Source organism: Micromonospora noduli (genome assembly GCF_003264475.1).
Classification (GTDB): domain Bacteria; phylum Actinomycetota; class Actinomycetes; order Mycobacteriales; family Micromonosporaceae; genus Micromonospora; species Micromonospora noduli.
Genome location: NZ_PYAC01000002.1, coordinates 134,150 through 160,248, shown reverse-complemented (window position 1 = coordinate 160,248; position 26,099 = coordinate 134,150). Strand labels below are relative to the sequence as shown.

Below are 26,099 nucleotides of genomic sequence, written 5' to 3'. Positions count from 1 at the left end.
TCGGCACGGTGAACCACGCTCAACTCGGAGTGGACTGATGTCGATCCTGTGGCGGGACGCGATGAGCCGGGCGCTCTACGGGCCGGGCGGCTTCTTCGTCGCCGGCACCGGGCCGGCCGACCACTTCCGCACCAGCGTGCACGCCTCCCCGGCCTTCGCCACCGCCCTGCTGCGCCTTGTCACGGAGGTGGACGCAGCCCTCGGCCACCCCTCGCGACTTGACGTGGTCGACGTGGGCGCCGGGCGTGGGGAGCTGCTGCACGCTCTGCTGGCGTCCGTCGGGGTTGCGGTGGGGGTTTCCGGGGAGCCCACCCGCTCCGGGCGGTCAGGCTTGATCCCTCCGCGGGCGGGCTCCCCGGAAACCCTGACTTCCACGGCCTCCGTCCGTTCCTTGCGGGATGAGCCGTCGTCCGGCACGGTCCGACCGTCGCTCGCGGAACGGGTGCGCTTCACAGCCGTCGAGTACGCCGACCGCCCCGAGAACCTGCCCGAAGAGATCAACTGGACAGCCGCGATCCCCGACGAGATCACCGGAGTGCTGCTGGCCACCGAGTGGCTGGACAACGTCCCGCTGGACGTGGCGGTGCACACCGAAGACGGCTGGCGATACCTGCTGGTCGACCCCGACAGCGGTGCCGAATCAGTCGGTGAGCCGGTCAGCCCCGATGATCACGACTGGCTCACCACCTGGTGGCCCAGCCCCGAAACCCCCCACAGCGACCACAGAAGAGCCGAAATCGGACGGACCAGGGACGAAGCCTGGGCCAACGCGGTGCAAAAGATCGAGCAGGGCATGGCGGTCGCTGTCGACTACGGGCACCTGCGGGAGAGCAGGCCGGCCGACGGGACGTTGAACGGGTACCGGGGTGGGCGGCAGGTGCCTCCGGTGCCCGACGGGTCGAGTGATGTCACAGCACACGTGGCCATGGACTCCGTCGCCTCCGCTGGCGCGGCGGTCGCCCGGTGCGCGTACTCCCTGGTCTTGCAGCGGGAGGCGCTGCGGGCGCTCGGGGCCGACGGCGGGCGACCACCGCTCAGCCTGGCCGGCACCGACCCGGTCGGCTATGTGCGGGCGCTGGCCGCCGCGTCGGCGGTGGCCGAGCTGACCGACCCGGCCGGCCTCGGCGGGCACTGGTGGTTGCGCCAGCCGGTCGGCATCCCGCTCGGGACGGTCGTGGCACGATGACGGGCATGACCACCGACGCCGGGGACCTCCGTGAACTGACCGTCGGCACCGGGGCCGGGCTGATCGCTGGCACCGGTGATCAGCAACTCGGCACCGACATGGTGCTGAACATCGGCCCGCAGCACCCCTCCACCCATGGTGTGCTGCGGTTGAAGCTGGTGCTCGACGGCGAGCGGGTGGTCGCCTGCGAACCGATCGTCGGTTACATGCACCGGGGCGCGGAGAAGCTCTTCGAGGTGCGCGACTACCGGCAGATCATCGTGCTGGCCAACCGGCACGACTGGCTCTCGGCGTTCTCCAACGAGCTGGGCGTGGTGCTCGCTGTGGAACGCCTCATGGGCATGGAGGTGCCGGAGCGGGCCACCTGGCTGCGGATGGCCCTGGCGGAGCTGAACCGGGTGCTCAACCACCTGATGTTCCTCGGCTCGTACCCGTTGGAGATCGGGGCGATCACGCCGATCTTCTACGCCTTCCGGGAACGCGAGACCATCCAGGCGGTGATGGAGGAGGTCTCCGGCGGCCGGATCCACTACATGTTCAACCGGGTGGGTGGCCTCAAGGAGGAGGTGCCGTACGGGTGGACCGGGCGGGCCCGCGCGGCGATCGGCGAGGTACGCCGCCGGTTGCCCGACCTGGACCACCTGATCCGGCGTAACGAGATCTTCCTGGCCCGCACCGTCGGCGTGGGCGTGCTGTCCGCCGCGGACGCCGCCGCGTTCGGCGCGTCCGGCCCGGTGGCCCGGGCCTCGGGGCTCGACCTGGACCTGCGCCGCGACGACCCCTACCTGGCCTACGACGAGCTGGACGTTCCGGTGGTCACCAAGACCGCCGGCGACTGCCACGCCCGTTTCGAGGTGCTGCTCGACCAGGTGTACGCGTCACTGGACCTTGCCGAGCAGTGCCTCGACCGGGTGGACCAGCTGACCGGGCCGATCAACACCCGGCTGCCGAAGGTGCTTAAGGCGCCGGAGGGGCACACGTACGCCTGGACGGAGAACCCGCTCGGCATCAACGGCTACTACCTGGTGTCCCGGGGCGAGAAGACGCCGTGGCGGTTGAAGTTGCGCACCGCCTCGTACGCGAACGTGCAGGCGTTGGCCACCCTGCTCCCCGGCTGCCTGGTCCCTGATCTGATCGCGATCCTCGGCTCGATGTTCTTCGTGGTCGGCGACATCGACAAGTGACCCGAGCCGCCTGACCGGTCACCGCCAGCGGTCGGTGGGTGGCGCGCCGCCGGCACGCGGCACGTCGTCCTGCGGCGGGTAGCCGTAGCGCTCGTCGACCCGTCGCCGCCCGGTCCGTTCCGGCGCGGGTTCCGCCTGGTGCCCGCGTTGGCGCGGTGGGCGCCACTCGTCCGGTACCGGCACACCGCCCACCGGCAGCGCGGGCCTTCCCGGCTCGGCCCGCCGACCACCGTCGTGACGGCGCGGTTCTTCATACCGGCCGGCGTCCTCGTAGCGGCCAGCGTCCTCGTGACGGCGCGGCTCCTCGTAGCGGGCGGCGTCCTCGTGACGGCGCGGCTCCTCGTAGCGGACGGCGTCCTCGTGACGGCGCGGCTCCTCGTGGCGGACGGCGGCCCAGCGGTCGGCCACCCGGTACTCGGTGCCGGTAGCGTCGGCGTGCACCTCGGCCCGACGTTCGCCGACCCGCAACTCGCGACCGTTTTCGTCGTCGCGGACGGCGGCCCACCGGTCACCGGCCCGCAGCTGCGACCAGTACTCGCCGGTGTCGTCGGCCCGCAGCGGCGGCCCGGGCTGCGGTGCCGGGGCGCCCGCCCGGTCGCGCTGCTCCGACCAGCCCCGATCGTCCGGGCTGTCCCAGGATTCCGCCGCCGGCCTCTCCGGGGTGCGGTGTGACCGGGCCGCCGGAGGGGGCTCGTCGGGCTGGGCGTACGCGTCGCGCCGATCCGTCCACTCCGGTTCGTCGCGGCGGCCCGTCCAGCCCGGCTCGTCGCCGTACCCGGCTCTGGGGTGCTGCTCCGGCTCGCTCCTCGCCCGGCCGGACGGGCGAGAGGGCTGATCGGCGTCGCCGCCCCGGGTCCACTCCTGCGCGGGTGGGGTCCACTGACCGGCGTACCCACCGCCGTAGCGCCCCGCCGGCTCGGCCGGGCCGCCGTCCACCACTGTGTGCCGGGTGGTGACGTGCACGGTCTCGGTGTGTCGGACCACGCCACCCGGCCGGTGCGCCGCCTCGGGGCGGTCGTGCTCCCGGGGGCGAGCTGAGCCGTACGCGGTGGCGGCCGGCCGTTCCCCGCCGTACATCCCGGCGGTGGCCTGCGGCTCGGGGGCCTCCCGGGCGTACGCCGGCTCGTCGTCGTCCGGGTGCTCGGGGCGCCCCCACCGGGGCGCGTCGTCGGGGCCGGACACCCGGGCACGGCCGGCCGGCGCGTCGCCCCGGTTACGGGCCACCGGCGTGTCGTCCACCGGCGGCTCGACGGCCACCCGCGCCCGTCCGGCGCCTGCCGGTTCGACGGCGGGGGCGGCACCGGCAAGGGCGGCACCGCTGGCGTCGAGACGGCGGCGCACCGCGGCGATCCCCTCCTGGGCCCGTTGCGCCTGGTCGAGCGCCTGGTTGCCGCGCTGGGCGGCGGCCACGATCTCGCTGCGCAGCTCCCGGCGCAGCTCCTCGATCTCGTTCAGCAACTCGTCGGCGCGCACCGAGTCGCCCTCGCCGTCGGGCCGCAACGCGATGGAGAGGCCGATCAGCACCACCGCGAGGATGGCGAGCACCGCGGCGAAACGCAGCGGGCCGTTGCCGTCAGCCACCAGCAGGATCAGCGCCGCCACCGGCGCGAGAGCGACGCCCGCCCAGAAGAGCATGGTCAGCAACGATGGTTGACGCCGGGCTTCAGAGATGGCCGGGGCTGGCATGGATGTGCAGCCTACCCACGTTGACCATTGGAGGGAACGGGGTCCCCGGGACGCACGGACGCCCCCGCCCGGTCGGGGCGAGGGCGTCCTCAGCTCGTGCGGAAATGGCTCAGCTGGTGGCGAAGGCGCCATCCGACGAGAAGATCAGACCCACGCTGATCGAACCGTCGCGCAGACCGCTCTTGGTCAGCGGCCCGCCCTGGTCCAGCGACGAGAACTTGCCGAACGACAGCCCGTACGTCTTCTCCAGGCCCGGCTTGCAGAACGGACGCTGCTCGCACTCCGGCGGGCCACCCAGCACTGTCGCGCTGCCGGAGCACTTCGCCGCCAGCTCGGAGAGGGTCCGCACGCCGTACTTGTCGGCGAAGGCCTGGGTCACCGCGAAGGCGTTCTGGTCCTGTGCGGCGGCCGGGGTGCCGAAGGTGATGCCGACCTTGTCGCCCTCGGCCTTGAGCGCGGTCACCGTCGTGTTGATGTCCGGCGAGGAGATCGGCGGCGGAGTGCCGCCCTTGGCCTTGGTGTTGAGGAACTCGGCCATGGTCGCCGCGTACTCCGGGACGACCTGGATCTCACCCTTCTCCAGAGCCGGCTCGTACAACTCGCGGTTGCCGATCTGCTGCACCTTGACCTGGTAGCCGGCGGCGGAGAGCGCGATCCGGTACAGCTCACCCAGGATCTGACTCTCGGCGAAGTTGCCGGCACCCACCGTGATGTCACCGCCCGGGCCCTTGGCGATGCCCGCGGTGAGGTTGTTCGCGCTGGCGAACTCCTCGGCCGCCACCTTGGGGGTCTTGCGGTCCTCGTTGACGGCCTTGTTGAGCTGGATCAGCTTCGGGGTGTCGAGCGCGGCGGAGACCTTGTCCAGTGCGGCGATCAGCTGCGGGTTGGCCGCCTTGCTGTTGACCGCGGGAATGACGTTGTCGGAGTTCTGGAGCTTCTTGTCGTCCTGCAGAGCGATGAGCTGCTGGCCGGCGACCGGGGCGCACCCGGCGCCGGAGGCGCTGGTCTGGGGTGCGTCGGTGCCGGACGAGCCGGCGTCACCGCAGCCGGTGAGGAGTGCCGCCCCGGCGACGGCGCTGACCGCCCCGATCGCCAGACGTGTACGTGCGCGCATGTGCCCGCCTTCCGTGTCCCGGCGCGACCCGTCCCGGGCCGGCCGCGTGTCCGACGGGCGATCCTGACTGTCGGCCGCCCGCGAATGTCCACCCAACATGCTCCGGAACCGACCGACAACTTGGGATGGACTTCGTCACCCCATCGTCACCGATTTGACGGGCGTGGGTCGCCAGCTCGACGCGAGCTCACCCGGACGGGTCAGGCGCTCCCGGTCGCGTCGGCGGCCCGGGGCCGCCCGAGGCGCTGCCGCCCGCGCCGCAGCGGCTTGGGGGTGACCAGCCGTTCGACGCCGCCGAGGACCACCTCAGCCAACAGCGCGAGCCCGGCCACCAGCACACCGCCGGCGACGATCTGCCCTCCGCCGGCCGCGATACCGATACCGAAGCCGGTCCGGATGATCTGGCCCAGACCGCCGCCGTTGACGAAGGACGCCAGCGCCGCGGTCGCGATCACCTGGACCGCCGCGGTGCGGAAGCCGGCCGCCAGATAGGGCACCGCCAGCGGCAACTCCACCCGGCGCAGCAGCTGCGCGCTGGACAGGCCCATCCCCCGGGCCGCATCGCGGGCCTCCGGGTCCACCTGCCGAACCCCGGTGTACGCGTTGGCCAGCAGCGGCGGTACGGCGAAGACAGCAAGTGCCACCACGACCGGTGTCTTCCCGAAGCCGCTGGCGAAGACGACCGGCAGGATGGTCAGCAGCGCCAGGGTCGGGATGGCCAGGGTGGCGTTGGAGATCAGCACCACGAGGCCGCCACCTCGACCGAGGTGACCCAACCAGAGCCCGAGCGGCCAGGCCACCAGACAGCCGAGCGCCACCGCCAGGGCGGAGATCGTCAGGTGCTCGCCGAGCCGGTCCAGCATGCCGCCGGGGTTGGTCCAGTTCAGTGGGTCGTTGATCCAGGTGATCGCCTGCCCGATCGGGTTCGCCGCGACGGTCACCGTGCCCTCCGGGTGGACCAGGGAGTCACCAGTCGGGCGACCAGGATGAGCAACAGGTCGAGCACGACCGCGAGCGCCACGCAGAGCAGTGCTGCCGTCATGATCTCGGCCTTGTAGAGGTTGTTCTGGAAGCCCGCGAAGATCAACTGCCCGAGCCCGCCGTGCCCGACCAGCACCCCGACCGTGACCAACGCCACCGTCGAGACCGTCGCCAGCCGTACGCCGGTCACGATGCCCGGCAGCGCCAGCGGCAGGTCGATCCGGAACAGCCGCCTCCACCGGCCGTAACCCATGCCCTCGGCGGCCTCGCGAACCTCCGGGGGCACCTGGTTGAGACCGGCCACCACGTTGCGCACGATCAGCAGCAGCGCGTAAAGGACCAGCCCGACCAGCACCGTGGTCGCCCCGGTGCCCAGGTAGGGGGCGATGAACGCGAAGAGCGCCAACGACGGGATGGTGTAGACCACCCCGCTGACGGCGAGGATCGGACCGGCGAGCGGACGCACCCAGTACGCCAGCACGGACAAGGGCAGGGCGATCAGCACCGCGATCAACACCGCTCGGCCGGTGAGGGAGGCGTGTTCACGCACCGCGGCGAGGATCGTGTCAGAGTTGTCCCGCACGTACTGCCAGGAGAACCAGGGGTTACCCGGGTCGGCCCGGTAGCTCAGGCGGAAGGACATACGTGGACGTTACCCCGGAGGCTGCCAGCGTGGCCCAGTCCCCTCGCGCGGCGCCGATCGCGCTGCACGGCATCCAGAAGCGCTACCCGAACGGCACCGAAGCCGTCCGGGACCTCAGCCTGGACGTCCGGGCCGGCGAGCTGGTGGTGCTGATCGGCCCGTCCGGCTGCGGCAAGTCGACAGTGCTGCGGATGATCAATCGCCTGATCGAACCGACCGCCGGTCGCATCACGCTCGGCGACGAGGACGTCACGAACGTCGACCCGGTGCGACTGCGCCGTCGAATCGGGTACGTGATCCAGAACGTTGGTCTCTTTCCACACCAGACCGTGCGGGCCAACGTGGCCACCGTGCCGGGCCTGCTCCGCTGGCCCAAGGGCCAGACCCAGGCCCGGGTCGACGAACTGCTCGACCTGGTCGGGTTGGACCCGGCGGAGTTCGGCGGTCGATACCCGCACGAGCTGTCGGGTGGCCAGCGGCAGCGGGTCGGGGTGGCCCGGGCGCTCGCCGCCGACCCGGTGGTGCTGTTGATGGATGAGCCGTTCTCGGCCGTCGACCCGATCGTCCGGGCCCGCCTCCAAGAGGAGTTCCTGCGCCTCCAGGCCGAAGTGCGCAAGACGATCGTGCTGGTCACCCACGACCTCGACGAGGCCGTCCGACTCGGTGACCGGATCGCGGTCCTCTCCGAGGGCGGTCACCTGGAGCAGTACGACACCCCGGCCGCACTGCTCGGCGCACCCGCCACCGCGTTCGTACGCGAGTTCGTCGGCGCCGACCGGGGCATTCGCCGGTTGGCGGTCACCCCGCTCGACCGGGAGGCGCTGGAGCCGGTGCCCGAGGACGCCGCACCGGACCTGCCCACCGTCGCTGTGGACGGCTCGGCGTACGACGCGTTGGCGGTCCTGCTCACATCGGGCCGGGACCGGCTCCTCGTGACCGACGCCGGTCGGCCGGTGGGCGCGCTCAGCCGACAGCGCCTCCTCGACCTCGGCCGCCCGAGCAGCTGAACCCCTGGCCGGGGCAGGCACGACCGCCGTGCCTGACCGCGCCTCGGCCGGGTCAGGCGCGACCGCCGAGACTGGCGATGCCGATGATCCACCCGGTGAGGAAGCCGTAACCGGCACCGGTGCTGGCGTCCTGCAGGGCCCCCAGCAGTGACGGTGCCGGGCCGAGCAGCGCCGCCAGCACGGCGGCCAGCCCGCCGGCGAGCACGTACGCGGCCCAGCCGGAGAAGAACTGACTGACCGGGCCGGGCACCCGGGCGACCTGCGCGGCGGGCAACAGGTAGAGCAGCGCCACCGCGAGGACCACCAGCAGCACAGCTCGCAGGTCGGCGGCGAACAACCCGCCGGCCTGCCCGTCCGCGTCGAGCCGCCAGGCCGGCCAGGCGAGCAGGCGCGCGTAGAACGCGCCGCCCGACTCCGGGTCGGTCAGGGTGGCGGCCCAGCCGGTGTACGCCGGACTGCCGCAGATCCCGACCAGCAGCAACACGGCGAGCGCGCCGGTGCCGGCGGCCGTGCCGTAGCGGCTGACCGGGCCGGAACGGTGGACGAGCGACGCGATCCGCCCAGGCCCCGAACCGGTGGCTCGGGCGGACCTGGGCTGCCCCGAGCGGCTCAGTGCTTCATCAGGTAGTCGATGAAGGCGGCGCGCAGCAGCGGCGCCGACTCCTCGTAGCCGTGACCGGTCAGCTCCCGCCACAGCGCGTTGGCCTCGTCGATCGTCGGGCCGATCGAGTTCGGGGCGCCGTCCAGCACCGTGGCCTCGTCCGCGTTCGGCAGGTGGCGCAGCACCGACCAGAAGAAGCCCACGTCCCGATGCTCCCGGGCCCGGGCGAACGCCCGCTCCCGCAGCTCCTCGGTGGACAGCGCGTCAAGCTCCTCGAACGAGGTTCCGCCCGGGGTGGCGGCAGGTGAGTCGGTCATGTCGCCGAGCCTAACGGTCGAGATCAGCTCCGGCTCGGCGGACGCGACGCGGCTCACCGCTCGTCGGTGTCCCACCGTCGCGGCCCGTCCTCCCACCGCGGATCCCGCCACGGGTCCATCGGTTGCGGCGCGGCCTGAGTCGGCAGCGTGGGAGGCCAGTTGTCGACGGACTGCGGCTGCGGCGTGGCCCAGCCCGAGCTGATCGTGCCGTCGCTGACCGGCTCGGGCCGGTCGGGGCTGCCCGGTCGGGGTCGTCCTAGCGTCTCCACCAGCCGGGTGGCCAGCAACCCGACGCCGAGCGCCGCTCCGCCGACCACCCAGTTGCTCAACGTCCATCCCCGCTCCGGCGCGTACACCTGGAAGACAGTGACCAGGCCGACCGCCAGCAGCGTGCCGAACACACCGCCCCGGCGGCCGTACGCGCTGGTGCCGGCGAGCAGGGCCACGCCGATGGCCAGCACCGTCCAGTCCAGCCCCGAGGTGGGCGTCACCGGCCCGGGGTCGTTGGCGGCGAGCAGCATGCCGGCCAGAGCGGCCAGCACCGTGGAGACGACCAACGCGACGGCGGTCACCACGGCGGCCACCACGCCCCGCCGACGGGCCGGGTCGGTGATCGGCCGGTACCGGCCGACGAGCCGGCGGATCGCCCGGATCGCGCCGAACAGGCCACCCAGGACGGCCACCGCGGCGAAGCCGGCGAAGAGGTAACCGGCGCTGCTGGTGGGGTCGTAGTCGCCCTGCACCAGCACGGGCGCCGAACGGCGTTCGATGTACACCACCACGGCGGCGGCGCCGGCCAGGCTGGCGGCCCAGCCCGGCACGTGCAGCACCACCACGGCCAGCGCCAGCGCCAGCCCGCCCACCGCGGCGACCGCCATGGCCGAGCCGAGCGACGCCGGCAGGCCCCGGTCACCCTGCTCGGCGTAGTGCAGGGCGGCCGCCACCGCGATCGGGCCGACGGCCAGGTTCGGCGCGGCCGTCCGCAGGCTCAGCCCGGCGGCCAGCGCGAGCAACCCCAGCCCGACCGCGTCGATCAGCAGCGTGCGCAGGTTGCCGTCGCGCACCGCGGCCGGATCCTCCCGCCAGAGCAGCCAGCTCACGGCGGCCAGCCCGGCCAGCAGCAGCAGCTCCCACCACAGGTGCACGCCGATCCGATCACGGCCGGGCTCACCGTGGGTGGGGTCGTCGAAGACGCTCTCCAGTACGGCGGCCGGCACCCCAGACGCGGGTTCGGCCGACCGGTCCCGGCCCGCTTCTTCGTACCCCATGACGCCGCCTCCCCAGTGGCCGACCGTCCCAGTCCGGCGCACGGACGGACCCTGGGCGGCCCTTGCTCTCCGATCGCAGGCACCGTACCCGCGCCCGCAGCCGGGCGTAACCCCCTGCTCAGCGCTGGCCGGGGCGGCTCTCCCGAGAGTCCTGCTCGCGCTCGTCGTCCGGGCGTTCCGGCACCCGGCAGGAGCGCTCCAACCAGAGCGCGGCGCCGACCAGTGCCAGCGAGGCGAGCAGGCCTCCGCTGGCGGCCGGTCGATCGTCCAGGGCCGCGCGGGTGGTTTCCACGAAGAGCCAGCCGGTGAGCCCCGCGTAGAAGCCCGCAAAGATCGCGGCGGCCAGTGCCGACGCCTTGGCCAGCACCACGAAGCGGGCGGCCAACAGCGGGTTGACCGGGTCTCGACCCGGCTTGCGCTCGATCCGGCCCCGGGTGTTGATCGCGGCGTACGCCTCCAGCACGGCGAGCCCGGCCAGCGTCACCACCGGCAGCCAGGGCAGCCGGGGAATGCCGCTGTAGTAAAGGGTGCTGATCAGCAGCCAGGCCACCGCCGCCGCACCCAGGCCGGCCACGACCAGGGTCGAAATCCGGGTGGGGCCCATCCGAGACCCGTCCGGGCCCGACCCGCCGGGTGAGGGCTTCGCCTGCGTCATGCCGGCCCGTTCCGCTCGGTCATGCCGTCGACTCTAACGCCAACTCCGGCCGGGGACGCAGTTCCAACGCCTCGTCGGCCGCGGGGCCGGTGGTCAGCAGGTCGGTCAGCCAGCCGTGACCGGGCAGCCGACCGTACGGCTGGATGTCGATCCACGGACGCAGCACGAAGGCGCGCAGGTGCGCCCGGGGGTGCGGCAGGGTCAGCTCCTCCTCGTCGCTGAGCACCGGCTCGTCGTCGTCGCCCCAGACCGCGATCACGTCCACGTCGAGGGTGCGCGGCCCGAACCGCCGCTGCGGGTCACGGACCCGGCCGGCCGCGCGCTCCGCCTCGCGGGCCCGCTCCAGCCAGTCGCGCGGAGTCGCGCTCTCGTCCTGCACGAGCACCACCGCGTTGAGGTACGCGGGCTGATCGGTGTCGCCCCACGGTGGAGTCTCGTACACCCCGGAGAGTACGAGCACCGCGTCGCCGAGGGTGGCGACGGCCGTGCGCAGGTGCTCCAGGCGGTCGCCCAGGTTGCTGCCGAGCGAGAGGACCGCCCGGGTCATCGCGTACGCGCCCGGGTCATGGTGACGGCCACGTCGGTGAAGGTGTGCGGCACCGGAGCCTCCGGCTTGTGCACGGTGATCGTCGCGGCGTCGACCCGATCGTCGGCCAGGCAGACCGCGAGGAGCCGGTCCGCCAGGGTCTCGATCAGGTTGACCGGCTCGCCGGTCACCACCGCGACCAGGCGCTCGGCCAGCTCGCCGTAGTGCACGGTGGCGGTGACGTCGTCGCTGGCCGCGGCCGGGCCGAGGTCCAGCTCCAGGACGGCGTCGACCACGAAGTCCTGCCCCTGTTCGCGTTCGAAGTCGTACACCCCGTGCCGGCCGCGCGCCCGCAGGCCGGTCAGCTGGATCCGGTCCGTCGTCATCGCCGTACCCCATGCTCGTGATCGTCTTGCGTTCGCTTCCCGGCGTGCGGCGGCACGGCCAGGCGAGGGCTGCCGGTCGCCGCCCAGACGGCGAGCGCGTCGGCGGTGGCCTGCACGTCGTGCACGCGTACGCCCCAGGCGCCCGCGGCGACCGCCAGCACGCTGGTGGCCACGGTGGCCGCCTCCCGCTGGGCGGTCGGTCGTGGCGTGCCGTCCGCACCGGCCAGCAACCCACCGAGGTACGACTTGCGGCTCGCCCCGAAGAGCAGCGGGTAGCCGAGATCCAGCAACTCCGGCAGGCGGGCGCTGAGCTCCCAGTTGTGCGCGGCCGTCTTGGCGAAGCCGAGCCCGGGGTCGACGATGAGGCGGTCGGCTGCCACCCCGGCTGCCAGCGCCGTGTCGATCCGTTGAGCCAGCTCGGCCCGGACGTCGGCCACCACGTCGGTGTAGGTGGCCAGCTCGCGCATGGCACGGGAGTGCCCACGCCAGTGCATCAGCACCCAGGGGCAGTGCGCGTCGCGGACCACCCGGGCCATGTCCGGGTCGGCCAGGCCACCGGAGACGTCGTTGACCACCGCCGCGCCGGCGACCAGGGCAGCCTCCGCGACCCGCGCGCGGCTGGTGTCGACGCTGACCGCCACACCGGCGGCGGTCAGTTCGCGGATGACCGGCAACACCCGCTCGGCCTCGGTCGCGGCGTCGATCCGCTCGGCGCCCGGACGGGTCGACTCGCCACCGATGTCGACCAGGTGCGCGCCGGCATCGCGTAGACGGACGCCGTGTCCGACGGCGGCGTCCAGGTCGGCGTACCGTCCGCCGTCGGAGAAGGAGTCCGGTGTGACGTTGAGGACGCCCATCACCACCGGGCCCGAAGCCCGCACCAGATCGGTCACGACTAGACGGTACCGGTCGCGGCGGCGGCGCCCAGCGACCCGGGTGGGCCGCGCATCACTGCCCCTGACGTGCCGATTGGAACAGGTGTACGATCGGTCATCTGGGCAGTATCGGGCAGCCCCTTCGCGGCTTGTCGCAATCCGGGGCGGCCCGTACGCTTTGGAATTGGCCAGCATCGAGATGGCGAAGCTTGGAGGGAGGGCCGAAGCGGGGAAAATCCGCCCAAACCTCGCCACCCTCCGTGGTGAGTAACGAACACAGGGTCAAGAACGCCATGCCCTGTGGGGCACTTTTCCCGTCCGGCTTGCCTATTGCACCGCCGCGGCACCGCCGGCCGCGCTATGGGGAGGTTCCAGTGATCGCCTTCGAGCTCATGGAGACGGCGTCGTCCGGCGTCGCCCACGCGCTCTCCACCCTGGCGTCGGCTCCACTCGCGGAGCCGGCACCGAAGGGAATCGACACCAACAGTGTCGTCACCTTCTTCGCCAGCAAGATCGCGCCGATCCTGCTCGCCGTCCTGGGCGTCATCTTCATCGGCCGTGCCAGCCGAGGCGAGATCTCCAAGGTGCTGACCAGCTCCGCGATCGCCATCGTCGGGCTCGCCTTCATAGCGGGCGCGGCAACACTCTTCTTCGTCGGCGATTACCTGATCGACCTGATCTTCGAATAGGCGCGTTCACCAGATGCGGCTGCGCACCGACGACGACATCTACCGGGCCCGCCTGGTCTACCTCGGGCCGCCCGGTTACACCCTTCCGGTCCACCTGCCCTACGCCCAGTACGGGCTCTTCATGCTGCTGGTCCCCCTCTACATGTTCATCCACTGGCTGTTCACGTTGACGGTCGAGCTCTTCCCAGCCTGGGAGATCGCGCTCGCCATCGTGACCACGTCGTTCATCTTCCGGCACGTCGACCCCGATCGGCCGGCGCGGGTGGTCATCCGCACCGCGCTGACCGACTGGCGACGCACCCGGGAGCCGGCGGTCGAGCAGCGCGATCCGCGCCTGGTCGGCAGCCGGATCAGGATTAGGGAGGAGCTGGCATGACCGGACGTACGTCGAACGGTCCGTCGCAGGACGCGGGCATGGGTCTGCCGACAGTCGCCGAGGCGATCGCATGAGCCGCTCCTCCACGCCGGGCTCCCCGGCCGGCCGCCCGGGCGCACCAGCCGGTCACCGTGCGCACTCATTCGACTACACCGAGGATGAGGACGAGGTTGCCCTCGACCCCGCGTTGGTGACGTCGCCCGGCCACGGTGCCGTCGGCGTGTTCCAGGCACCCCGGCCGATTCCCCGCCGGACGCCACCGGCCGAGCCCACCGCCGTGTCGGCCGGCGAGAACGCCGACATCGACTCTCCCTTCCTGGACCTCTTCGGCGGCGGGGGACGACCCGCCTCGCCACGAGCCGTCACCGCCGGTCCGAGCACCCGCGAGCAGCCGGCGATCCCGCATCAGCCGCCACCCGCCGCCAGCCCGGCACCGGCCCGCGCGGTTCCCGAGCTCGAGCCACCGTGGACGCCGGCCGATCCGCCGGGCAACGGTGGCCGACCCGTCGAGCCACGACACGGAGGCGGCCACCCGGCCAGCGAGTCCCGGGTGCCGCACCAGGCCGGCGATCGACGGCCGATGCTGCGTCCGCCGGACGAGCCCGACCCGTCCACCGGCGGCGGGTCGCAGGCGACCGCGAGCCCCGTCCGCCGACCCGCCAGCACCGCGCCGGGCGGCCACCCCGCAGCGACGTCGCCGGCCCGACCGGCAGCTCAAGCGCCCCAGCCGACGGCCACGGCCGGCCGGTCCACGGCCACCTCGGAGCAGCCGGCCATGATCACGGCTGCGGATCGGCCAGCTCTCGAACGCGCGCCGCGCCGGGCCACCGACTCGGATCGGCCCAGGAGCACCGGCAAGGAGATCGCCGCACCCCGACAGCGCACGGCGAGCCGTCCGGACCGACCGATCAAGCCGACCAGGGTTCGCGCTCCAAAGATCAAATTCGGGGATCGGGATCCGTCTGTCGAACTGGCCATCACCGAGATCGCCGGCCACCTCACCTTCACTCCGAACACCGTCACCGCCTGGTACTGGCTGCCCGAGGTTCGCTGGGCGTTCCGGCCGGACGCCGAACGCGAGGCGCTGCTGTCGGCGATCTCCGAGCAGTACGCCGGCCTGGCCGGCTTCCGACTGCACCTGCGCCGCACCACCCGGCCGTTCCCCGCCGACGAGTGGGCGCGCACCATCGACACGCACACCTCGGCGCCGCTGCCCGACGTCCCCGGCACCACCGGCTGGGCCGACCACCTGGTCGCCGCCCAACGCCACCTGATGGCGGTCAACCACGCCGAGGGCCAGACCTACCTGGGTGTCACCTTCGCCCGGCGGTCCCTCGGCGACTCGCTCACCGAGCGGCTGCTGCGCACCTTCGGCCGGGGCACCGCCGATGGGGAACGCCGCAAGCTGGGTCGCACCGTGGAACAGTTCGACGAGGTGCTCGGGGCGTTCGGCATGCGCGGCCGGCGGGTCACCGCCCAGGAGCTGGAATGGCTGCTCTACCGCTCGGTGGCGCTCTGTATGTCGCCGCCGAGCACCCTCTCCCCCGTCACCGACGGGCGCTGGGAGCGCGGCGACCTGCTCGCCATGACCGAGCAGGTCGAGCGCTACCGCACCCCGTACGGCTCGACAGTCAAGCTGGTCAACCGGATGACCGGCGAGGAGCGGCACGTGGCAGTGCTCGCGGTCGGCCGGATGGAGCCGCTGGAGATCCCGGAACGACACGAACCCTGGCTGCACTTCCACGAGCGGCTGCCCTGGCCGATGGAAATCTCGACCCGCGTCGACATCCTCGGCTCCGGCGACTCCTTCCGCAATCTCGAACACCGGCTGCGGATGATCCGCTCGCAACAGCTCGACTACGCCGAACACGGCATCGACGCTCCCCCGGAGCTGGAGCGACTGGCCAAGCGCGCCCTGGTGATCGGCGACGAGATGACCACCGGCCTGCCGGTGGACTCGGCCCGTGCGCACGGCTGGCACCGGATCGCGGTCGGCGGCCGGACCAGGGAGGAATGCCTGGAGCGGGCCCGCCGGCTCATCCAGCTCTACTCCCGGGAGCTACGCATCTCGCTGCAGCACCCGAAGAACCAGGACTGGCTGGCCCGCGAGTTCATCCCCGGCGAGCCGATCGCCAACACCGGCTACGTGCGTCGCATGCCGGTGCCGTTGCTCGCCGCCGCGCTCCCCCAGGCCGCATCCAACGTGGGCGACCGGCGGGGCGACCTGATCGGCCGGACCGCCGGCACCTGCCGCCGCCCGGTCTTCCTCGACCTGCACTTCCCCATGGAGGTCCGGGAACGCTCCGGGCTCGCGGTCTTCGTCGCCGAACCGGGCGGTGGCAAGTCGACCCTGCTCGGCGCCCTGGGCTACCTGGCCGCCCGCCGAGGTGTCCAGGTGACCCTGCTCGACCCATCCGGCCCGCTGGCCCGCCTCTGCGCGATGCCCGAGCTTCGGCCGTACTCCCGGGTGTTGAACCTGACCGGCTCGGAGCACGGCACCCTGGCGCCCTACTCGCTCATCCCGACGCCGCTGCGCTCCGAGTTCGGCACCGGGGCCGCCGGTGACCGGGAGTTCGAGATCGCCGTCTCCAACGCCCGAGCCGAGCGGCGGATGCTCGTCCAGGACATCTGCATGATGCTCGTCCCGCCGCAGGTGGCCAGGGAGGCGTCGACCGCCACCCTCTTCCGGCACGCCGTCCGCCAGGTCCCCGCCGAGGAGACCTCCACCCTGGACGACGTGGTGAGCTGCCTCGGGCGGCTCGACGACGACGCCGGCAAGGAACTGGCCAACCTCCTGCTGGACACCGCCGAGATGCCACTGGCCATGCTCTTCTTCGGCCGACCGCCGGAAGGGCTGCTGGGTGCCGACGCGGCACTCACCGTGATCACCATGGCCGGGCTACGGTTGCCCGACCTCAAGATCGAACGGGAGTACTGGTCAGCCGAGGAAGCACTGGCCCTGCCGATGCTGCACACCGCGCACCGGCTCGCCGTCCGGCGCTGCTACGGCGGCTCCATGTCATCCCGCAAACTCGTCGGCCTCGACGAGGCGCACTTCATGGAAGGCTGGCGGTCCGGGCGCTCCTTCCTGGTCCGACTCGCCCGCGACTCCCGCAAGTGGAACCTGGCCGCACTGGTCGCCTCCCAGAACCCCCGCGACATCCTCGGCCTCGACGTGCAGAACCTCGTCTCCACCGTCTTCGTCGGCCGCATCGCCGAGGACGCCGAGATCGCCTCCGAAGCGCTCCGGCTGCTCCGGGTGCCGGTCAACGACGGGTACGAGGCCACCCTCGCCTCACTCTCCGCCGCCGACACCAGCTCGTCCAGCCGGCTCGGCTTCCGCGAGTTCGTGATGCGCGACGTCGACGGCCGGGTGCAGAAGGTCCGAGTCGACGTCTCGTACGTCGAGGGGCTGCTGGACCACCTCGACACGACGCCCGCCGCGATCGCCGCAGCGGCCGGAGTCCTGCCGAGTATCCCCCTGCCGGATCTGGAGGCGTGACATGGCTAGGGCCTGGGCAAGGACTGCGTCGTTCCTGCTCGCCCTTGGCGTACTGGCCGGGGCCACCCTCACCTGGCCGTTGATCGGCGCGGAGGCCGCAGCCGCCGCACCGCCCACCGCCCAGGCCCGCGCCGACCTCTGCACGACCGCCCAATGGCAAGCCGACTTCCGCGCCTGCGTGGCGAAACTCAAGCAGGTAGGTCAGGGAGAGATCGAGTGTCGGAAGCCGCCCGTACCGTCCGCGCCGGACTCGGGCCTTGCTGGCTGGTTCGCCTCCCGCCCCGACTCGTCCAAGCTGCCCGGACCAAAGGGCATCTACAGCGACTACGGCTACGGCGGTTACAGCTTCAACACTTATAAGCTGGATGGTGGTTGTGCCTCCGCCGTCCTCCATCCGGACTACAAGTTCACCACCACCGTCGCCAACGGCGAACTCATGATCGCCACGGCGGTCATAGGCGCCTCGAACGCCCTGCGCGAACGAGCCTGGGATCCTCGCTCGATGTGGGATTGGGCCGACCCGCTGGTCGAGAAGGCCACCAAAGCCGTCTACCAAAAGGTATTCAGCGTCTTCGGGATTGTCACGCTCTGCGTGGTGGGTCTCTACCTGCTCTGGCGCTCCCGCCAGTCGGACATGAGCAATGCCATGACGACGGCAGGGTGGGCGTTACTGGTGATGGTGGCGGTCACCGCGCTGGCGGCCTGGCCAGTCAAGTCGGCGAACATCGCCGACGGCACCCTGATCACCTCACTCGGCGTCGTGCACGATGCTTTAGGTCCGGCGTCAAAAGATGTTCCGACCGACAAGTGTGTACTTCCGAACCCGGACGCCTGCGTCGACAAGCGGCCACCGGCCGTCAGGGCCAGTGATACCGCTACCGAGTCGATGCTCTACCGCAACTGGCTGCGCGGCGTGCTTGGCTCAGCCGACAGCGAGACCGCCAAGAAATACGGCCGGGCACTCTACGACGCCAAATCGCTGAGCTGGGGTGAGGCGGAATCAGTCCGTTCCAATCCCAGCACTCGTGGTGTAGTGATCGAGCGCAAGCAGCAGCAGTGGATGACAATTGCCGAGCAGATCAAGGCCGAGGACCCGGAGGCGTACGAGTTTCTAACGGGAACTCGCGACATGGACCGAATTGGCTCCGGGTTCATCGCGGTGCTTGCGGCCGTGCTCTTCGCAATGTTCGATCTCACCGCGTCAGTGCTCGTGCTGCTCGGCTTTCTGATCTTCCGCTGGGCGGTGATCGCTGCCCCGATTCTCGGCACGATCGGCCTACTCCGACCGGCCAGCGCCGGGCTACGCCGGTTGGCTAACGCGGTCGTTGCCGCAGTGTTCAACATTGCCATCTTCGGCACCGGCGCCGCGATCTACCTCTTCGCGGTTGATTTGATCATGAGCACACCGACCCTGCCGGGTTGGCTTCAGGTGGTGCTGGTGTGGCTCTGTGGAGTGGTCGGATGGCTTCTGCTGCGGCCGTACCGGCGGATCACGCAACTCGGCGGCAAGGACAGCAGCGAAGCGGTCAGTTCGGCCGGGTCCTGGCACCGCCGGTTTTTCCGAGACATGCGGACCGCCGCTCGGCTGGACGTGGCCGAGCCGGGTGGCACCGCCGAGCCGGTGGGCGGACGTCGACGGTCGCCCGACGCAACGCAGACCCGGCTACGCCCGGAGGCCCGGCGGGAGGACCCGGCTCCGGTGCCGACAGCTGCGGCCGAGGGCCGACGCGCAGAGGCGGTACGCCCCGATGGTCGAGAGCGGCCCGCCGAGGCGCCGGCGGAGGAGGGCAGAGGTCGGAGCCGCCCAACCGCCCCGCAGCCCCGACGCCGACAGGCGGCGACCTGGACCGAGCCGGATGTTCCGGCTGAGAACCCGTCGTTCGTGGTCTACCGCCCGGGCTCCACCGAGCGTGTACCGGATCGCACCGGACCTCGGGTGCGCTCAGAGGCGAGGTGACGGTCATGCGACGGGCGTTGGAATTCCTCTTCACTCGGGCGCTGCGGTCCCGCTTGGGCGTTGCGCTCGTGATCGGAGTGGTGGTCGTCAGCGTGCTCGGGGCGACCCGGCTGATATCCAACCCGGCCGATTCAGCGGATGGGTTGAGTAGCCGTCCGGATGGACCGATCATCACCGTGGACCCGACGGCCGGCGACGACGGTCTACTCAACAGCGCGGCCCCGCCGTCACCCGTCACGTCGCCCGGCGCCCGCACGCCCGAACAGACCGCCGAACGCTTCGCCAAGGCCTGGCTGGGCCGTCCCGGGATGACCGCCGAAGAGTGGCAGGCTGGTCTGCGGCCACTTTCCACGCCGGCGCTGAGGGAGAAGTTGACCGGCGCCGAGCCCGAGAGCGTGCCCGCCGAGAAGGTCATCGGTCCCCCAAGCATGCGAGAGCGGAACGAGACGTTCGTCGAGTTGCTGCTCCCTCTTGATGCCGGCGGGCTCCGGTTGGAGCTGGTCACCGCCGACGGTGGTTGGCTGGTCGACGTTCTGGACTGGGAGCGGCCATGAACGACGTTGGTAACGCCGGAACTCGGCGCGGGCCCCTCCGGCTCGGTGTGGTCGCCGCGATGCTCACCGGGATGCTGCTCCTGCTCTGCTGTACCGGCGGCACCGCGGCGTTCTTCCTCACCGGGCTCGGCGGCGACGACGCCGAGGGCGTGGATGCCTTGGCGGGCATGGAGTGCGGGCCGGTCCGAGCGGTGAACGTCGCGGGCAAGCTGCCGCGGTTCACCGAGTACGGCGACACCCAGGTCCGCAATGCCGCGGTCATCATCAAGGTCGGCCAGGACATGGGCGTGCCCTCGCGAGGTTGGGTGGTCGCCCTCGCCACCGCGATGCAGGAGTCCGCCCTACGCAACCTGGCGAACAGCGGCGTACCCGAGTCCCTGGCCCTGCCGCACGAGGGTGTTGGCGCGGACCACGACTCGCTGGGCCTGTTCCAGCAGCGGCCGGGGTGGGGCACTGTCGCCCAGCGGTTGAACCCCGCGTACGCGGCTCGCAAGTTCTACGAGAAGCTCGTCAAGGTGGAGAGTTGGCAACGCCGACCGCTCACCGCGGTCGCGCAGCGGGTGCAGGTCAGCGCATACCCGGACGCGTACGCCAAACACGAAGAGCTAGCCAGCCGGATCGTGGACGCCCTGGCTGGCGGCGCGGCCCGCACCGTCGAGATCAACGGCAAGGCGGTGTGCAACGCAGCCGAACGCGGTCAGATCGCCGCTTCCGGCTGGACCGCGCCGATCCCCGGCGGAGTCGGCTCCGGTTTCCGCACCGCCAGCCGACCCAGCCACAACGGAGTCGACATCGGCGCGGCCAAGGGCACCGAGATCCGCGCGGCGGCGACCGGTCGAGTGTTGGTCTCAACCTGCGACGAGGACCACCGCGGTCGACAGGACTGCAACGTGGACGGCTTTCCCGGCAAGGGGGGCTGCGGCTGGTTCGTCGACCTGCTGCACGCCGGTGGCTACATCACCCGGTACTGCCACATGGTGGTCCAGCCCTTCGTCAAGAAGGATCAAATCGTGACGGCCGGTCAGGTGATCGGCAAGGTCGGCAGCAGTGGCAACTCCTCCGGCCCGCATCTGCATTTCGAGGTGCACCTGCGTAACAACCGCCACGCGTCTGGCGCGGTGAACCCGGTCCCGTTCATGCGCGAGCGGGGTGCCCCGCTGCGCGCCGCTGAGTGAGGCCATTGCGGTCATGACCGGACCATTGCCCGACCCGTTCGCCGACCAGCCCGACTGGGCACCGCAACCGCCGAGACCGCTGGCCATCGTCCCCGCGACGGAGCGGGTCGAGCTACGCGGACGGCGGGTGCTGGTCGGGCTGCCCGGGATGGGTTGGCGCGGGGACCTGCGCGCGGACGACCGGGTGGTGCAGAGCGCCCGGACCTACGTGCCGGTGATCCCCGAGCACGAGTGGTACCGGGCGGAAGCCGACCAGGTCGAGGTGTTCGCGCCGTTGGTGCCGGTGGAACGGGTCTGGGTGGAGACCGTCGGCAGCCAACCGGAGGTGGACGGCGCACGTGACAGCGGTATCCGGTTGGTCTCGCTGGACGGCCCGGCCCACCGCACCCCCACACCGGTCTTCGAAGCGGACGCGGTCACTGGTCGGCGGGTGGTGCACGTCGAGGGCGGCCTGGAGCACCGCGACCTTCGAGCGGTCACCGAGACCTACTCGGGTGCCGAGGGGGACATCTGCGTGCGAGTCACACCCGAGGTGGAGTGGTACCGCTGGGCCTGGCGCGGTCAGTCACCCACGACCCTGGAGGTCCCGGTTCACCTGCTTTGGATCGAGTAGGTCTGCTCAAGACTGTTCGGCCTCACATACCCGCCAGCCGTCTTCGTGTCGTGTCTCAAATCGCCAACGCTGGCGATCGCTTTGCGATATCCCGTCCACAAAGGCCGAAAAAATCAGGTCGACCTCCACGTTGGCGGAATCGCCTTGCCGCTGAATAGAGAAACTCTCCCAACTCGTTGAGATCTTCGTGCCGAACCGGAGTTCACGCGCTACCAGATCCTCCCGAAGTTGCCGCAGACCGTCGATATTCACACCGCCTTGACAGACAAACTCGCTTGCTCTCGTGTCGTCCCGGTCTGCCAGAAATGACTGAACGTAATTGGCCACAACCGCGTCCGGCGTGCTGCGGTCGGGCGTTGAGGCGCGGGTGTACCACACGTAGGCCGTAGCGACTCCGCCGAGGCAGAGCAGGGCGAGCACGCCGGCGACGACAGTGAGCACCGTCCGCATCCGGCGGCGTGGCGGCTGCGGTGCCGGCGGTGCCGGGGCGGGCGGCAGCTGCTCCGACGGTGTCCGCTGGGCCGGTACGCGGGAGACCTGGGAACCGGCGGGGGGCTGCACTGATTCCACCTCCTGAAGTTATCGGCTGGACGCCCCGGAGCCAATGCCTCAGATCCAGCGGATCGTGACGGACCCCTCCCCACCGGTGAGATCCGCGACAACACCGGCGCAGCGCCGAGGCACCTCCCGGAGGAGCACCGTCGGCTGGGATACCGTCTCTGCTTGGGGAGGGGTTGCCAACCTCGGGTAGAGGGGGTGGACGCGGTGGCCGGTCCGAAGGCTCGCACGAACCGCGCCGCAGCCCTGCACCGTCGGGCGGCGGCCGTCGCGACCGCGGCCGCCGGAATCCTGGACGAGACGCGGCCGGCTCCGGCCGATCAGCGTCGCCAGTACGAGGTGGCCGATCGGCTACGGACGGCTGCGGCCCTGCTGGCGCCGGGCTGGTCGGGCGCGGCACTGGACTCGCTCACCGTGGACTCGCCGGCCGGTGATGGTCCGCCGCCGTTCGTTCGGGTCGGTACCGCGGCGCCGTTGGACGACGCTCGTTTCCCCGCGTTGGTTCCGCTTGTCGGCACCGGTCACCTCAGCGTGGACGCTGACGCGCGGGAGCCGCGGGTTGCGGGGTTGCTCCGGGCCGTACTTCTGCGGTTGTTGGGTGCGGCACCGGCGGGTGCCCTGCTGATTCGCGCGGTGGATGCCACCGGAGCGGTGCTGACGCCGTTCGGGGCACTCGCGGATGCTGGCCTGTTACCGCCGCCAGCGGTGGACGTGGCGGGTCTACGCGCGGTACTGACCGAGGCGGAGCAGTGGGTGACGCCGGGGGCGAGTGGGCGACGCCGTCACGATCGGACGCTGTTGCTGGTGGTGGCCGCGCTGCCGGAGTCGACCGGCCCGACCGATCTGGCGCGCATCGAGACGTTGGCCGAGCAGGGCCCGGCCGCTGGGCTGCACCTGGTGGTGGCGGGTTGGCCGCCCGCCGGCCCGTACTCGGCCCGGGCGCCGCTGCCGCACACCACTTCGCTGGTGCTGCGGAATGCGTACGCGCTGCTCGGCGATCCGCCGGGGGCGTCGTTCGCCGGGCCGGGCGCCGATCCGCCGGGTGGTCTGAACTCGCCGGTCTTCGTCGAGTCGGACCCGCCGGCCGAGCTGGTCGACGCGGTCTGTCGGCGGCTCGCCGAGCAGGTGGAGGCGGGTTCCCGGTTGGCGTTGGGTGCTCTGCTGCCGCCGACGGGTGAGCGACTGTGGGAATCGGACTCGGCCGAGGGGCTGACCACGACCGTCGGCGATGCCGGGGGCCGGTCGGTGCCGCTGGGCTTCACCGAGTTGACCCCGCACTGGCTGGTGAGTGGCCGGTCCGCAGCGGGCCGGGCGGCGTTCCTGACCACCGCGCTGCTCGGCCTGGCTGCCCGGTACGGCCCGGACGACCTGGCGTTCTACCTGGCGGATCTGGGCGACGGCGAGTCCTTCGTGGAGTTTTTGCAGACCGAGCGGGATCGGTCGTGGGTTCCGCAGGTGCGCGCGGCCGCGATGGCCGCCGACCGGGAGTACGTCCGGGATCTGCTGGACGAGTTGACGGCCGAGGTCCAGCGCCGCACGGAGGCGGGCGCTCGGGCCGGGGGGCAACGCTTCGCGGAGCTGCGTCAGCACCAGCCGCTGCCGCGGATCGTCTGTGTGGTGGACAATGTGCCGCTGCTCTTCGCCGAGCGGGACCGCCTGGCCGCCGAGGTGGCCGCCCAGTTGGACGGGCTGGCCCGGGCGGGTCGGGCGTACGGCGTGCACCTGGTCCTGGCGGGCGCGGGCGAGTTGGGGCTGAGTGCGCGCGCGGATGCTGGTCATCGGGATTCGGTGCTCGGGCAGTTTCCGGTACGGGTGGCGTTGCCGGGTGGCAGTCCGGTGTTGGAGCCGACGAACGACTCGGCGGCCGGTCTGCCGGTGGGCAGCGCGGTGGTGAACACGGCCGGCGGGCTCGGCGGCCCACGGGGTGCCATCCGGGGTCACGAACGGTTGATCCGTCATCCGGACCCGCAGGATCATCCGGAGGCCGTGGAGGAGCTGCGGCACGAGTTGTGGGCGGCCCGTCCGGCCGGGTCGGTGCCGCCGGTGGTCTTCGCGGGTTACGCCCGGCCGCTGCTGGGCAACGATCCGCGTCACCGGGCGGCCCTGGCGGGACAGGCACACGGACCGGCGGCTCTGCTGGGCCGGGCGGTGGACGTGGCCCGCTCGACGGTCGCGGTGCCGCTGGGTCCGGCGGCCGGGCGCAACCTCGCGGTGTTGGGCTCGGGCACCGCGGCGGGCGGCCTGTTGGCGACGGCGGCGCGGAGCACGTCGGCTCACCACGCACCGGGCAGTGCCCGCTTCCTGGTGGCGGCACCGGATCCGGGCGCCCGGGCCCTGGCGGAGGCGTTGACCGCCGATCTGGCGACCCGGCATTCGGCCCAGTTGGTGGATCTGCCAACGCTGCTCGCGGACGCGGCCGACGACCTGCCGACGTACCTGGTGGTCTTCGGGCTGGACCGGCCGGGTCCTCGGGAGCTGCCGGTGGAGCGGCTGCGGTCGCTCCTACGGGACGGGCCGCCGGCGGGACGGCATCTGCTGGGCTGGTGGCGTGCGGTGCCGCCGTTCGCCGCGTTGTTCGAGCCGGCGGGCGAGGTCGACAAGCTGGCGGCGGTGGCCGTGCTGGATGTGCCGGTCGCGCAGCTCACAGCGGTCTTCGGTCGGCCGGTCGAGTGGCAGGTGCGCCCCGACCGGGCGGTGCTCTGGGACGGCCCGGACGAGCGGGGCACCGTCCTGGTGCCGTTCGCCGACGAGGCCGGCTGATCAGGTGGCGCGCGTGGAGGGTGTCGAGGTGGATCCGATCGCGACGGTGACCGGGCCGGGGCGGCAGCGGGCAGCTGCGGCAACCGGGGACGCCACGCCGCGGGCGGTCGACCCCAGCACGGCCTGGACGGAGTATCTTGCTGCCGCCCGCCAGCTGGACGGGGTACGCCGGGGCGCGGCTGCCGCCGCCGGTGAGCAGGCCCGGTCGGCGGAGGCCGCCCGGGAGGAGTTGACTGTGGTCCGTACCGGGCTGGCGAGTCAGCAGGAACGGCTGCGCGAGTTGGGCGTACCGGCGATTTCCCTGGTGCCGTCACCGCCGGAGCTGACCGAGGCGGCGCGGTCGATGGCGGGTGGCCCGGCGGCCGTCTTGGCGGCCCTGCGGGCCGCGCGTGGCTGGGCGGAGGCGGCGGACGCGGCGCTGGCCGCGCGCCGCCGGTTCCGGCCGGGGTCCTGGCCCGCGCGGGCGCGCAACCTCCTGGTTTACGGGCCGTTCGCGCTGCTGGTGCCGCTGATCCAGGTGGTGGTTCTGGCGGCGACGGGGGTGGGACCGGCCACCGTGGCGGCGTTGATCTGCGGGCTGCCGATGCCGGCGGTCGCGTTTGTCGCCGGTTGGATCGGCATTGGGCGGTTGTTCCGGGCCAGCCCCACCGAGCGGCTGGACCGTACTGTGCGTTTCGGCGTGTTGGTGTGCCTGGTGCCGGCGGTGCTGGCCACGGTCGGCCTGCTGTTGGCGCTGCTCGCTGGCTGACCCGCCGGGCCGGAAAGCCGCCCGGCCGCAACACAGCCGGGTAGGTGGGAAACGCATCGGCCGGCCGTCCCTGATGGGTGTCGGCCGGCCGTGGTGCGTCAGGGTGTCAGCGGGGGATGATCAGCGCCATCGCCTCGGCCCGCGACTTGGAGTCCGTCTGCAGGATGCCGCGTACGGCCGACGTGATGGTCTTGGCACCGGATTTCTGGATGCCGCGCATCGCCATGCACATGTGTTCGCATTCGAGCACGACGACGACGCCGCGTGGTGCGAGTTTGCTCATCAGCAGGTCGGCGACCTGCGACGTGAGCCGTTCCTGCACCTGCGGACGACGGGCGAAGACCTCGACGAGTCGGGCCAGCTTGGACAGGCCGGTGATCCGCCCATCGGGGCCCGGGATGTAGCCGATGTGCGCACTGCCCCGGAAGGGCAGCAGGTGGTGCTCACAGAGGCTCATCACGTCGATGTCCCGGACGATGACCAGCTCTTCGTGGTTGGCCTCGAAGGTGGTGCTGAGCACCTGGGCCGGGTCGACCCGCAGGCCGGCGAAGAGTTCGGCGTACGCACGGGCGACCCGGGCCGGGGTCTGCTGGAGTCCGTCGCGGTCCGGGTCCTCGCCGACCGCGATCAGGATCTCGCGGACTGCCTTCTCGATCCGGCCCAGGTCGACGGCGTCCTCGACGGGGCGGCCGGTCAGCTTGCCGCTGATCAGCCGCGCGGCCACGTAGTCCAGCTCGT

The 26,099-nt window shown here is 71.9% G+C and carries 25 protein-coding genes; 12 read left to right on the top strand and 13 right to left on the bottom strand.

Features of this window, described 5'->3' with window-relative positions; translation table 11 throughout:
- Window positions 1-37 precede the first annotated feature (37 nt).
- A complete protein-coding gene (locus tag MED15_RS06295; RefSeq protein ID WP_112734998.1) occupies window positions 38-1,186 on the top strand; it encodes an SAM-dependent methyltransferase in 1,149 nt (382 codons plus the stop codon).
- On the top strand, window positions 1,183-2,370 hold the full coding sequence (locus MED15_RS06290; protein ID WP_181518448.1) for an NADH-quinone oxidoreductase subunit D: 1,188 nt from the start codon (window positions 1,183-1,185) through the stop codon (window positions 2,368-2,370). The genes MED15_RS06295 and MED15_RS06290 overlap by 4 nt, the downstream gene beginning before the upstream one ends.
- Before the next feature lie 18 nt (window positions 2,371-2,388).
- Here the strand turns inward: MED15_RS06290 and MED15_RS06285 are convergent, their stop codons facing one another.
- From MED15_RS06285 to MED15_RS06270, 4 genes are all read right to left on the bottom strand, one after another.
- On the bottom strand, window positions 2,389-4,005 hold the full coding sequence (locus tag MED15_RS06285; protein WP_208646567.1) for a hypothetical protein: 1,617 nt from the start codon (window positions 4,003-4,005) through the stop codon (window positions 2,389-2,391).
- Between the two features lie 160 nt (window positions 4,006-4,165).
- Entirely contained in the window at window positions 4,166-5,170 is a 1,005-nt protein-coding gene (locus MED15_RS06280; RefSeq protein ID WP_112582865.1) for a glycine betaine ABC transporter substrate-binding protein, read from the bottom strand.
- 200 nt (window positions 5,171-5,370) lie between these two features.
- Window positions 5,371-6,111: an ABC transporter permease gene (locus MED15_RS06275; RefSeq protein WP_091403223.1), complete on the bottom strand. Its 741-nt coding sequence runs from the start codon at window positions 6,109-6,111 to the stop codon at window positions 5,371-5,373.
- Entirely contained in the window at window positions 6,108-6,794 is a 687-nt protein-coding gene (locus MED15_RS06270) for an ABC transporter permease (RefSeq protein WP_091403225.1), read from the bottom strand. The genes MED15_RS06275 and MED15_RS06270 overlap by 4 nt, the downstream gene beginning before the upstream one ends.
- Window positions 6,795-6,796: 2 nt before the next feature.
- On the opposite strand from MED15_RS06270, the gene MED15_RS06265 reads away from it, so the two are divergent.
- Window positions 6,797-7,801 carry an ABC transporter ATP-binding protein gene (locus tag MED15_RS06265; RefSeq protein ID WP_208646565.1) on the top strand — a complete coding sequence of 335 codons (1,005 nt, stop codon included), beginning with the start codon at window positions 6,797-6,799 and terminating at the stop codon, window positions 7,799-7,801.
- 52 nt (window positions 7,802-7,853) lie between these two features.
- On the opposite strand, the gene MED15_RS06260 is transcribed toward MED15_RS06265, so the two are convergent.
- From MED15_RS06260 to folP, 7 genes are all read right to left on the bottom strand, one after another.
- Window positions 7,854-8,285, bottom strand: a complete 432-nt coding sequence (locus MED15_RS06260) for a hypothetical protein (protein WP_309251436.1) — start codon at window positions 8,283-8,285, stop codon at window positions 7,854-7,856.
- A gap of 125 nt (window positions 8,286-8,410) precedes the next feature.
- On the bottom strand, window positions 8,411-8,719 hold the full coding sequence (locus MED15_RS06255) for a hypothetical protein (protein ID WP_091403607.1): 309 nt from the start codon (window positions 8,717-8,719) through the stop codon (window positions 8,411-8,413).
- 53 nt (window positions 8,720-8,772) lie between these two features.
- Window positions 8,773-9,987, bottom strand: a complete 1,215-nt coding sequence (locus MED15_RS06250) for an ABC transporter permease (RefSeq protein ID WP_112732332.1) — start codon at window positions 9,985-9,987, stop codon at window positions 8,773-8,775.
- A 118-nt stretch (window positions 9,988-10,105) separates the two neighbouring features.
- Window positions 10,106-10,642 carry a DUF3180 domain-containing protein gene (locus MED15_RS06245; RefSeq protein ID WP_112734997.1) on the bottom strand — a complete coding sequence of 179 codons (537 nt, stop codon included), beginning with the start codon at window positions 10,640-10,642 and terminating at the stop codon, window positions 10,106-10,108.
- 19 nt (window positions 10,643-10,661) lie between these two features.
- Window positions 10,662-11,189: a 2-amino-4-hydroxy-6-hydroxymethyldihydropteridine diphosphokinase gene (gene folK, locus MED15_RS06240; protein ID WP_112582861.1), complete on the bottom strand. Its 528-nt coding sequence runs from the start codon at window positions 11,187-11,189 to the stop codon at window positions 10,662-10,664.
- Complete coding sequence (gene folB, locus MED15_RS06235) at window positions 11,186-11,554, bottom strand: dihydroneopterin aldolase (protein ID WP_112601536.1); 369 nt, start codon at window positions 11,552-11,554, stop codon at window positions 11,186-11,188. Before folB ends, folK begins: the two co-directional genes overlap by 4 nt.
- Window positions 11,551-12,447, bottom strand: coding sequence for a dihydropteroate synthase (gene folP, locus MED15_RS06230; RefSeq protein ID WP_112734996.1), 897 nt, complete (start codon window positions 12,445-12,447; stop codon window positions 11,551-11,553). The genes folB and folP overlap by 4 nt, the downstream gene beginning before the upstream one ends.
- Before the next feature lie 356 nt (window positions 12,448-12,803).
- Here folP and MED15_RS06225 point away from each other — a divergent pair, with 356 nt between their 5' ends.
- The 7 genes from MED15_RS06225 to MED15_RS06195 all read left to right on the top strand — a co-directional run bounded on the left by MED15_RS06225 (window position 12,804) and on the right by MED15_RS06195 (window position 21,295).
- Window positions 12,804-13,118, top strand: a complete 315-nt coding sequence (locus MED15_RS06225; protein ID WP_030327982.1) for a hypothetical protein — start codon at window positions 12,804-12,806, stop codon at window positions 13,116-13,118.
- Window positions 13,119-13,131: 13 nt separating this feature from the next.
- Complete coding sequence (locus tag MED15_RS06220) at window positions 13,132-13,494, top strand: hypothetical protein (RefSeq protein WP_053654782.1); 363 nt, start codon at window positions 13,132-13,134, stop codon at window positions 13,492-13,494.
- 70 nt (window positions 13,495-13,564) lie between these two features.
- Complete coding sequence (locus MED15_RS06215; RefSeq protein WP_112734995.1) at window positions 13,565-16,996, top strand: ATP-binding protein; 3,432 nt, start codon at window positions 13,565-13,567, stop codon at window positions 16,994-16,996.
- Between the two features lies 1 nt (window position 16,997).
- Complete coding sequence (locus MED15_RS06210) at window positions 16,998-18,953, top strand: MFS transporter (RefSeq protein WP_112734994.1); 1,956 nt, start codon at window positions 16,998-17,000, stop codon at window positions 18,951-18,953.
- Window positions 18,950-19,507 carry a hypothetical protein gene (locus tag MED15_RS06205; protein WP_112734993.1) on the top strand — a complete coding sequence of 186 codons (558 nt, stop codon included), beginning with the start codon at window positions 18,950-18,952 and terminating at the stop codon, window positions 19,505-19,507. The genes MED15_RS06210 and MED15_RS06205 overlap by 4 nt, the downstream gene beginning before the upstream one ends.
- On the top strand, window positions 19,504-20,682 hold the full coding sequence (locus tag MED15_RS06200) for a M23 family metallopeptidase (RefSeq protein ID WP_112730709.1): 1,179 nt from the start codon (window positions 19,504-19,506) through the stop codon (window positions 20,680-20,682). The genes MED15_RS06205 and MED15_RS06200 overlap by 4 nt, the downstream gene beginning before the upstream one ends.
- A 13-nt stretch (window positions 20,683-20,695) precedes the next feature.
- The gene (locus MED15_RS06195) at window positions 20,696-21,295 is read left to right on the top strand and encodes a hypothetical protein (protein WP_112700338.1); all 600 of its coding nucleotides are present in this window, start codon (window positions 20,696-20,698) and stop codon (window positions 21,293-21,295) included.
- A gap of 6 nt (window positions 21,296-21,301) precedes the next feature.
- On the opposite strand, the gene MED15_RS06190 is transcribed toward MED15_RS06195, so the two are convergent.
- Window positions 21,302-21,856, bottom strand: a complete 555-nt coding sequence (locus MED15_RS06190; protein WP_112734992.1) for a hypothetical protein — start codon at window positions 21,854-21,856, stop codon at window positions 21,302-21,304.
- Between the two features lie 195 nt (window positions 21,857-22,051).
- On the opposite strand from MED15_RS06190, the gene MED15_RS06185 reads away from it, so the two are divergent.
- Together MED15_RS06185 and MED15_RS06180 are read left to right on the top strand one after the other, a co-directional pair.
- On the top strand, window positions 22,052-24,613 hold the full coding sequence (locus MED15_RS06185; protein WP_112734991.1) for an FtsK/SpoIIIE domain-containing protein: 2,562 nt from the start codon (window positions 22,052-22,054) through the stop codon (window positions 24,611-24,613).
- Window positions 24,614-24,626: 13 nt separating this feature from the next.
- Complete coding sequence (locus tag MED15_RS06180; protein ID WP_373861304.1) at window positions 24,627-25,361, top strand: hypothetical protein; 735 nt, start codon at window positions 24,627-24,629, stop codon at window positions 25,359-25,361.
- A gap of 106 nt (window positions 25,362-25,467) precedes the next feature.
- On the opposite strand, the gene folE is transcribed toward MED15_RS06180, so the two are convergent.
- Window positions 25,468-26,085 carry a GTP cyclohydrolase I FolE gene (gene folE / locus MED15_RS06175; protein ID WP_112601529.1) on the bottom strand — a complete coding sequence of 206 codons (618 nt, stop codon included), beginning with the start codon at window positions 26,083-26,085 and terminating at the stop codon, window positions 25,468-25,470.
- Window positions 26,086-26,099: the final 14 nt, after the last annotated feature.

Excerpts from the sequence above, each read along its gene's own strand:
- MED15_RS06295 (WP_112734998.1), top strand. The coding sequence starts at position 38 with ATGTCGATCCTGTGGCGGGACGCGATGAGCCGGGCGCTCTACGGGCCG.
- MED15_RS06290 (WP_181518448.1), top strand. The coding sequence starts at position 1,183 with ATGACGGGCATGACCACCGACGCCGGGGACCTCCGTGAACTGACCGTC.
- MED15_RS06285 (WP_208646567.1), bottom strand. The coding sequence starts at position 4,005 with ATGCTCTTCTGGGCGGGCGTCGCTCTCGCGCCGGTGGCGGCGCTGATC.
- MED15_RS06280 (WP_112582865.1), bottom strand. The coding sequence starts at position 5,170 with ATGCGCGCACGTACACGTCTGGCGATCGGGGCGGTCAGCGCCGTCGCC.
- MED15_RS06270 (WP_091403225.1), bottom strand. The coding sequence starts at position 6,794 with ATGTCCTTCCGCCTGAGCTACCGGGCCGACCCGGGTAACCCCTGGTTC.
- MED15_RS06255 (WP_091403607.1), bottom strand. The coding sequence starts at position 8,719 with ATGACCGACTCACCTGCCGCCACCCCGGGCGGAACCTCGTTCGAGGAG.
- MED15_RS06250 (WP_112732332.1), bottom strand. The coding sequence starts at position 9,987 with ATGGGGTACGAAGAAGCGGGCCGGGACCGGTCGGCCGAACCCGCGTCT.
- MED15_RS06245 (WP_112734997.1), bottom strand. The coding sequence starts at position 10,642 with ATGACGCAGGCGAAGCCCTCACCCGGCGGGTCGGGCCCGGACGGGTCT.
- folK (WP_112582861.1), bottom strand. The coding sequence starts at position 11,189 with ATGACCCGGGCGGTCCTCTCGCTCGGCAGCAACCTGGGCGACCGCCTG.
- folB (WP_112601536.1), bottom strand. The coding sequence starts at position 11,554 with ATGACGACGGACCGGATCCAGCTGACCGGCCTGCGGGCGCGCGGCCGG.
- MED15_RS06220 (WP_053654782.1), top strand. The coding sequence starts at position 13,132 with ATGCGGCTGCGCACCGACGACGACATCTACCGGGCCCGCCTGGTCTAC.
- MED15_RS06215 (WP_112734995.1), top strand. The coding sequence starts at position 13,565 with ATGAGCCGCTCCTCCACGCCGGGCTCCCCGGCCGGCCGCCCGGGCGCA.
- MED15_RS06210 (WP_112734994.1), top strand. The coding sequence starts at position 16,998 with ATGGCTAGGGCCTGGGCAAGGACTGCGTCGTTCCTGCTCGCCCTTGGC.
- MED15_RS06200 (WP_112730709.1), top strand. The coding sequence starts at position 19,504 with ATGAACGACGTTGGTAACGCCGGAACTCGGCGCGGGCCCCTCCGGCTC.
- MED15_RS06195 (WP_112700338.1), top strand. The coding sequence starts at position 20,696 with ATGACCGGACCATTGCCCGACCCGTTCGCCGACCAGCCCGACTGGGCA.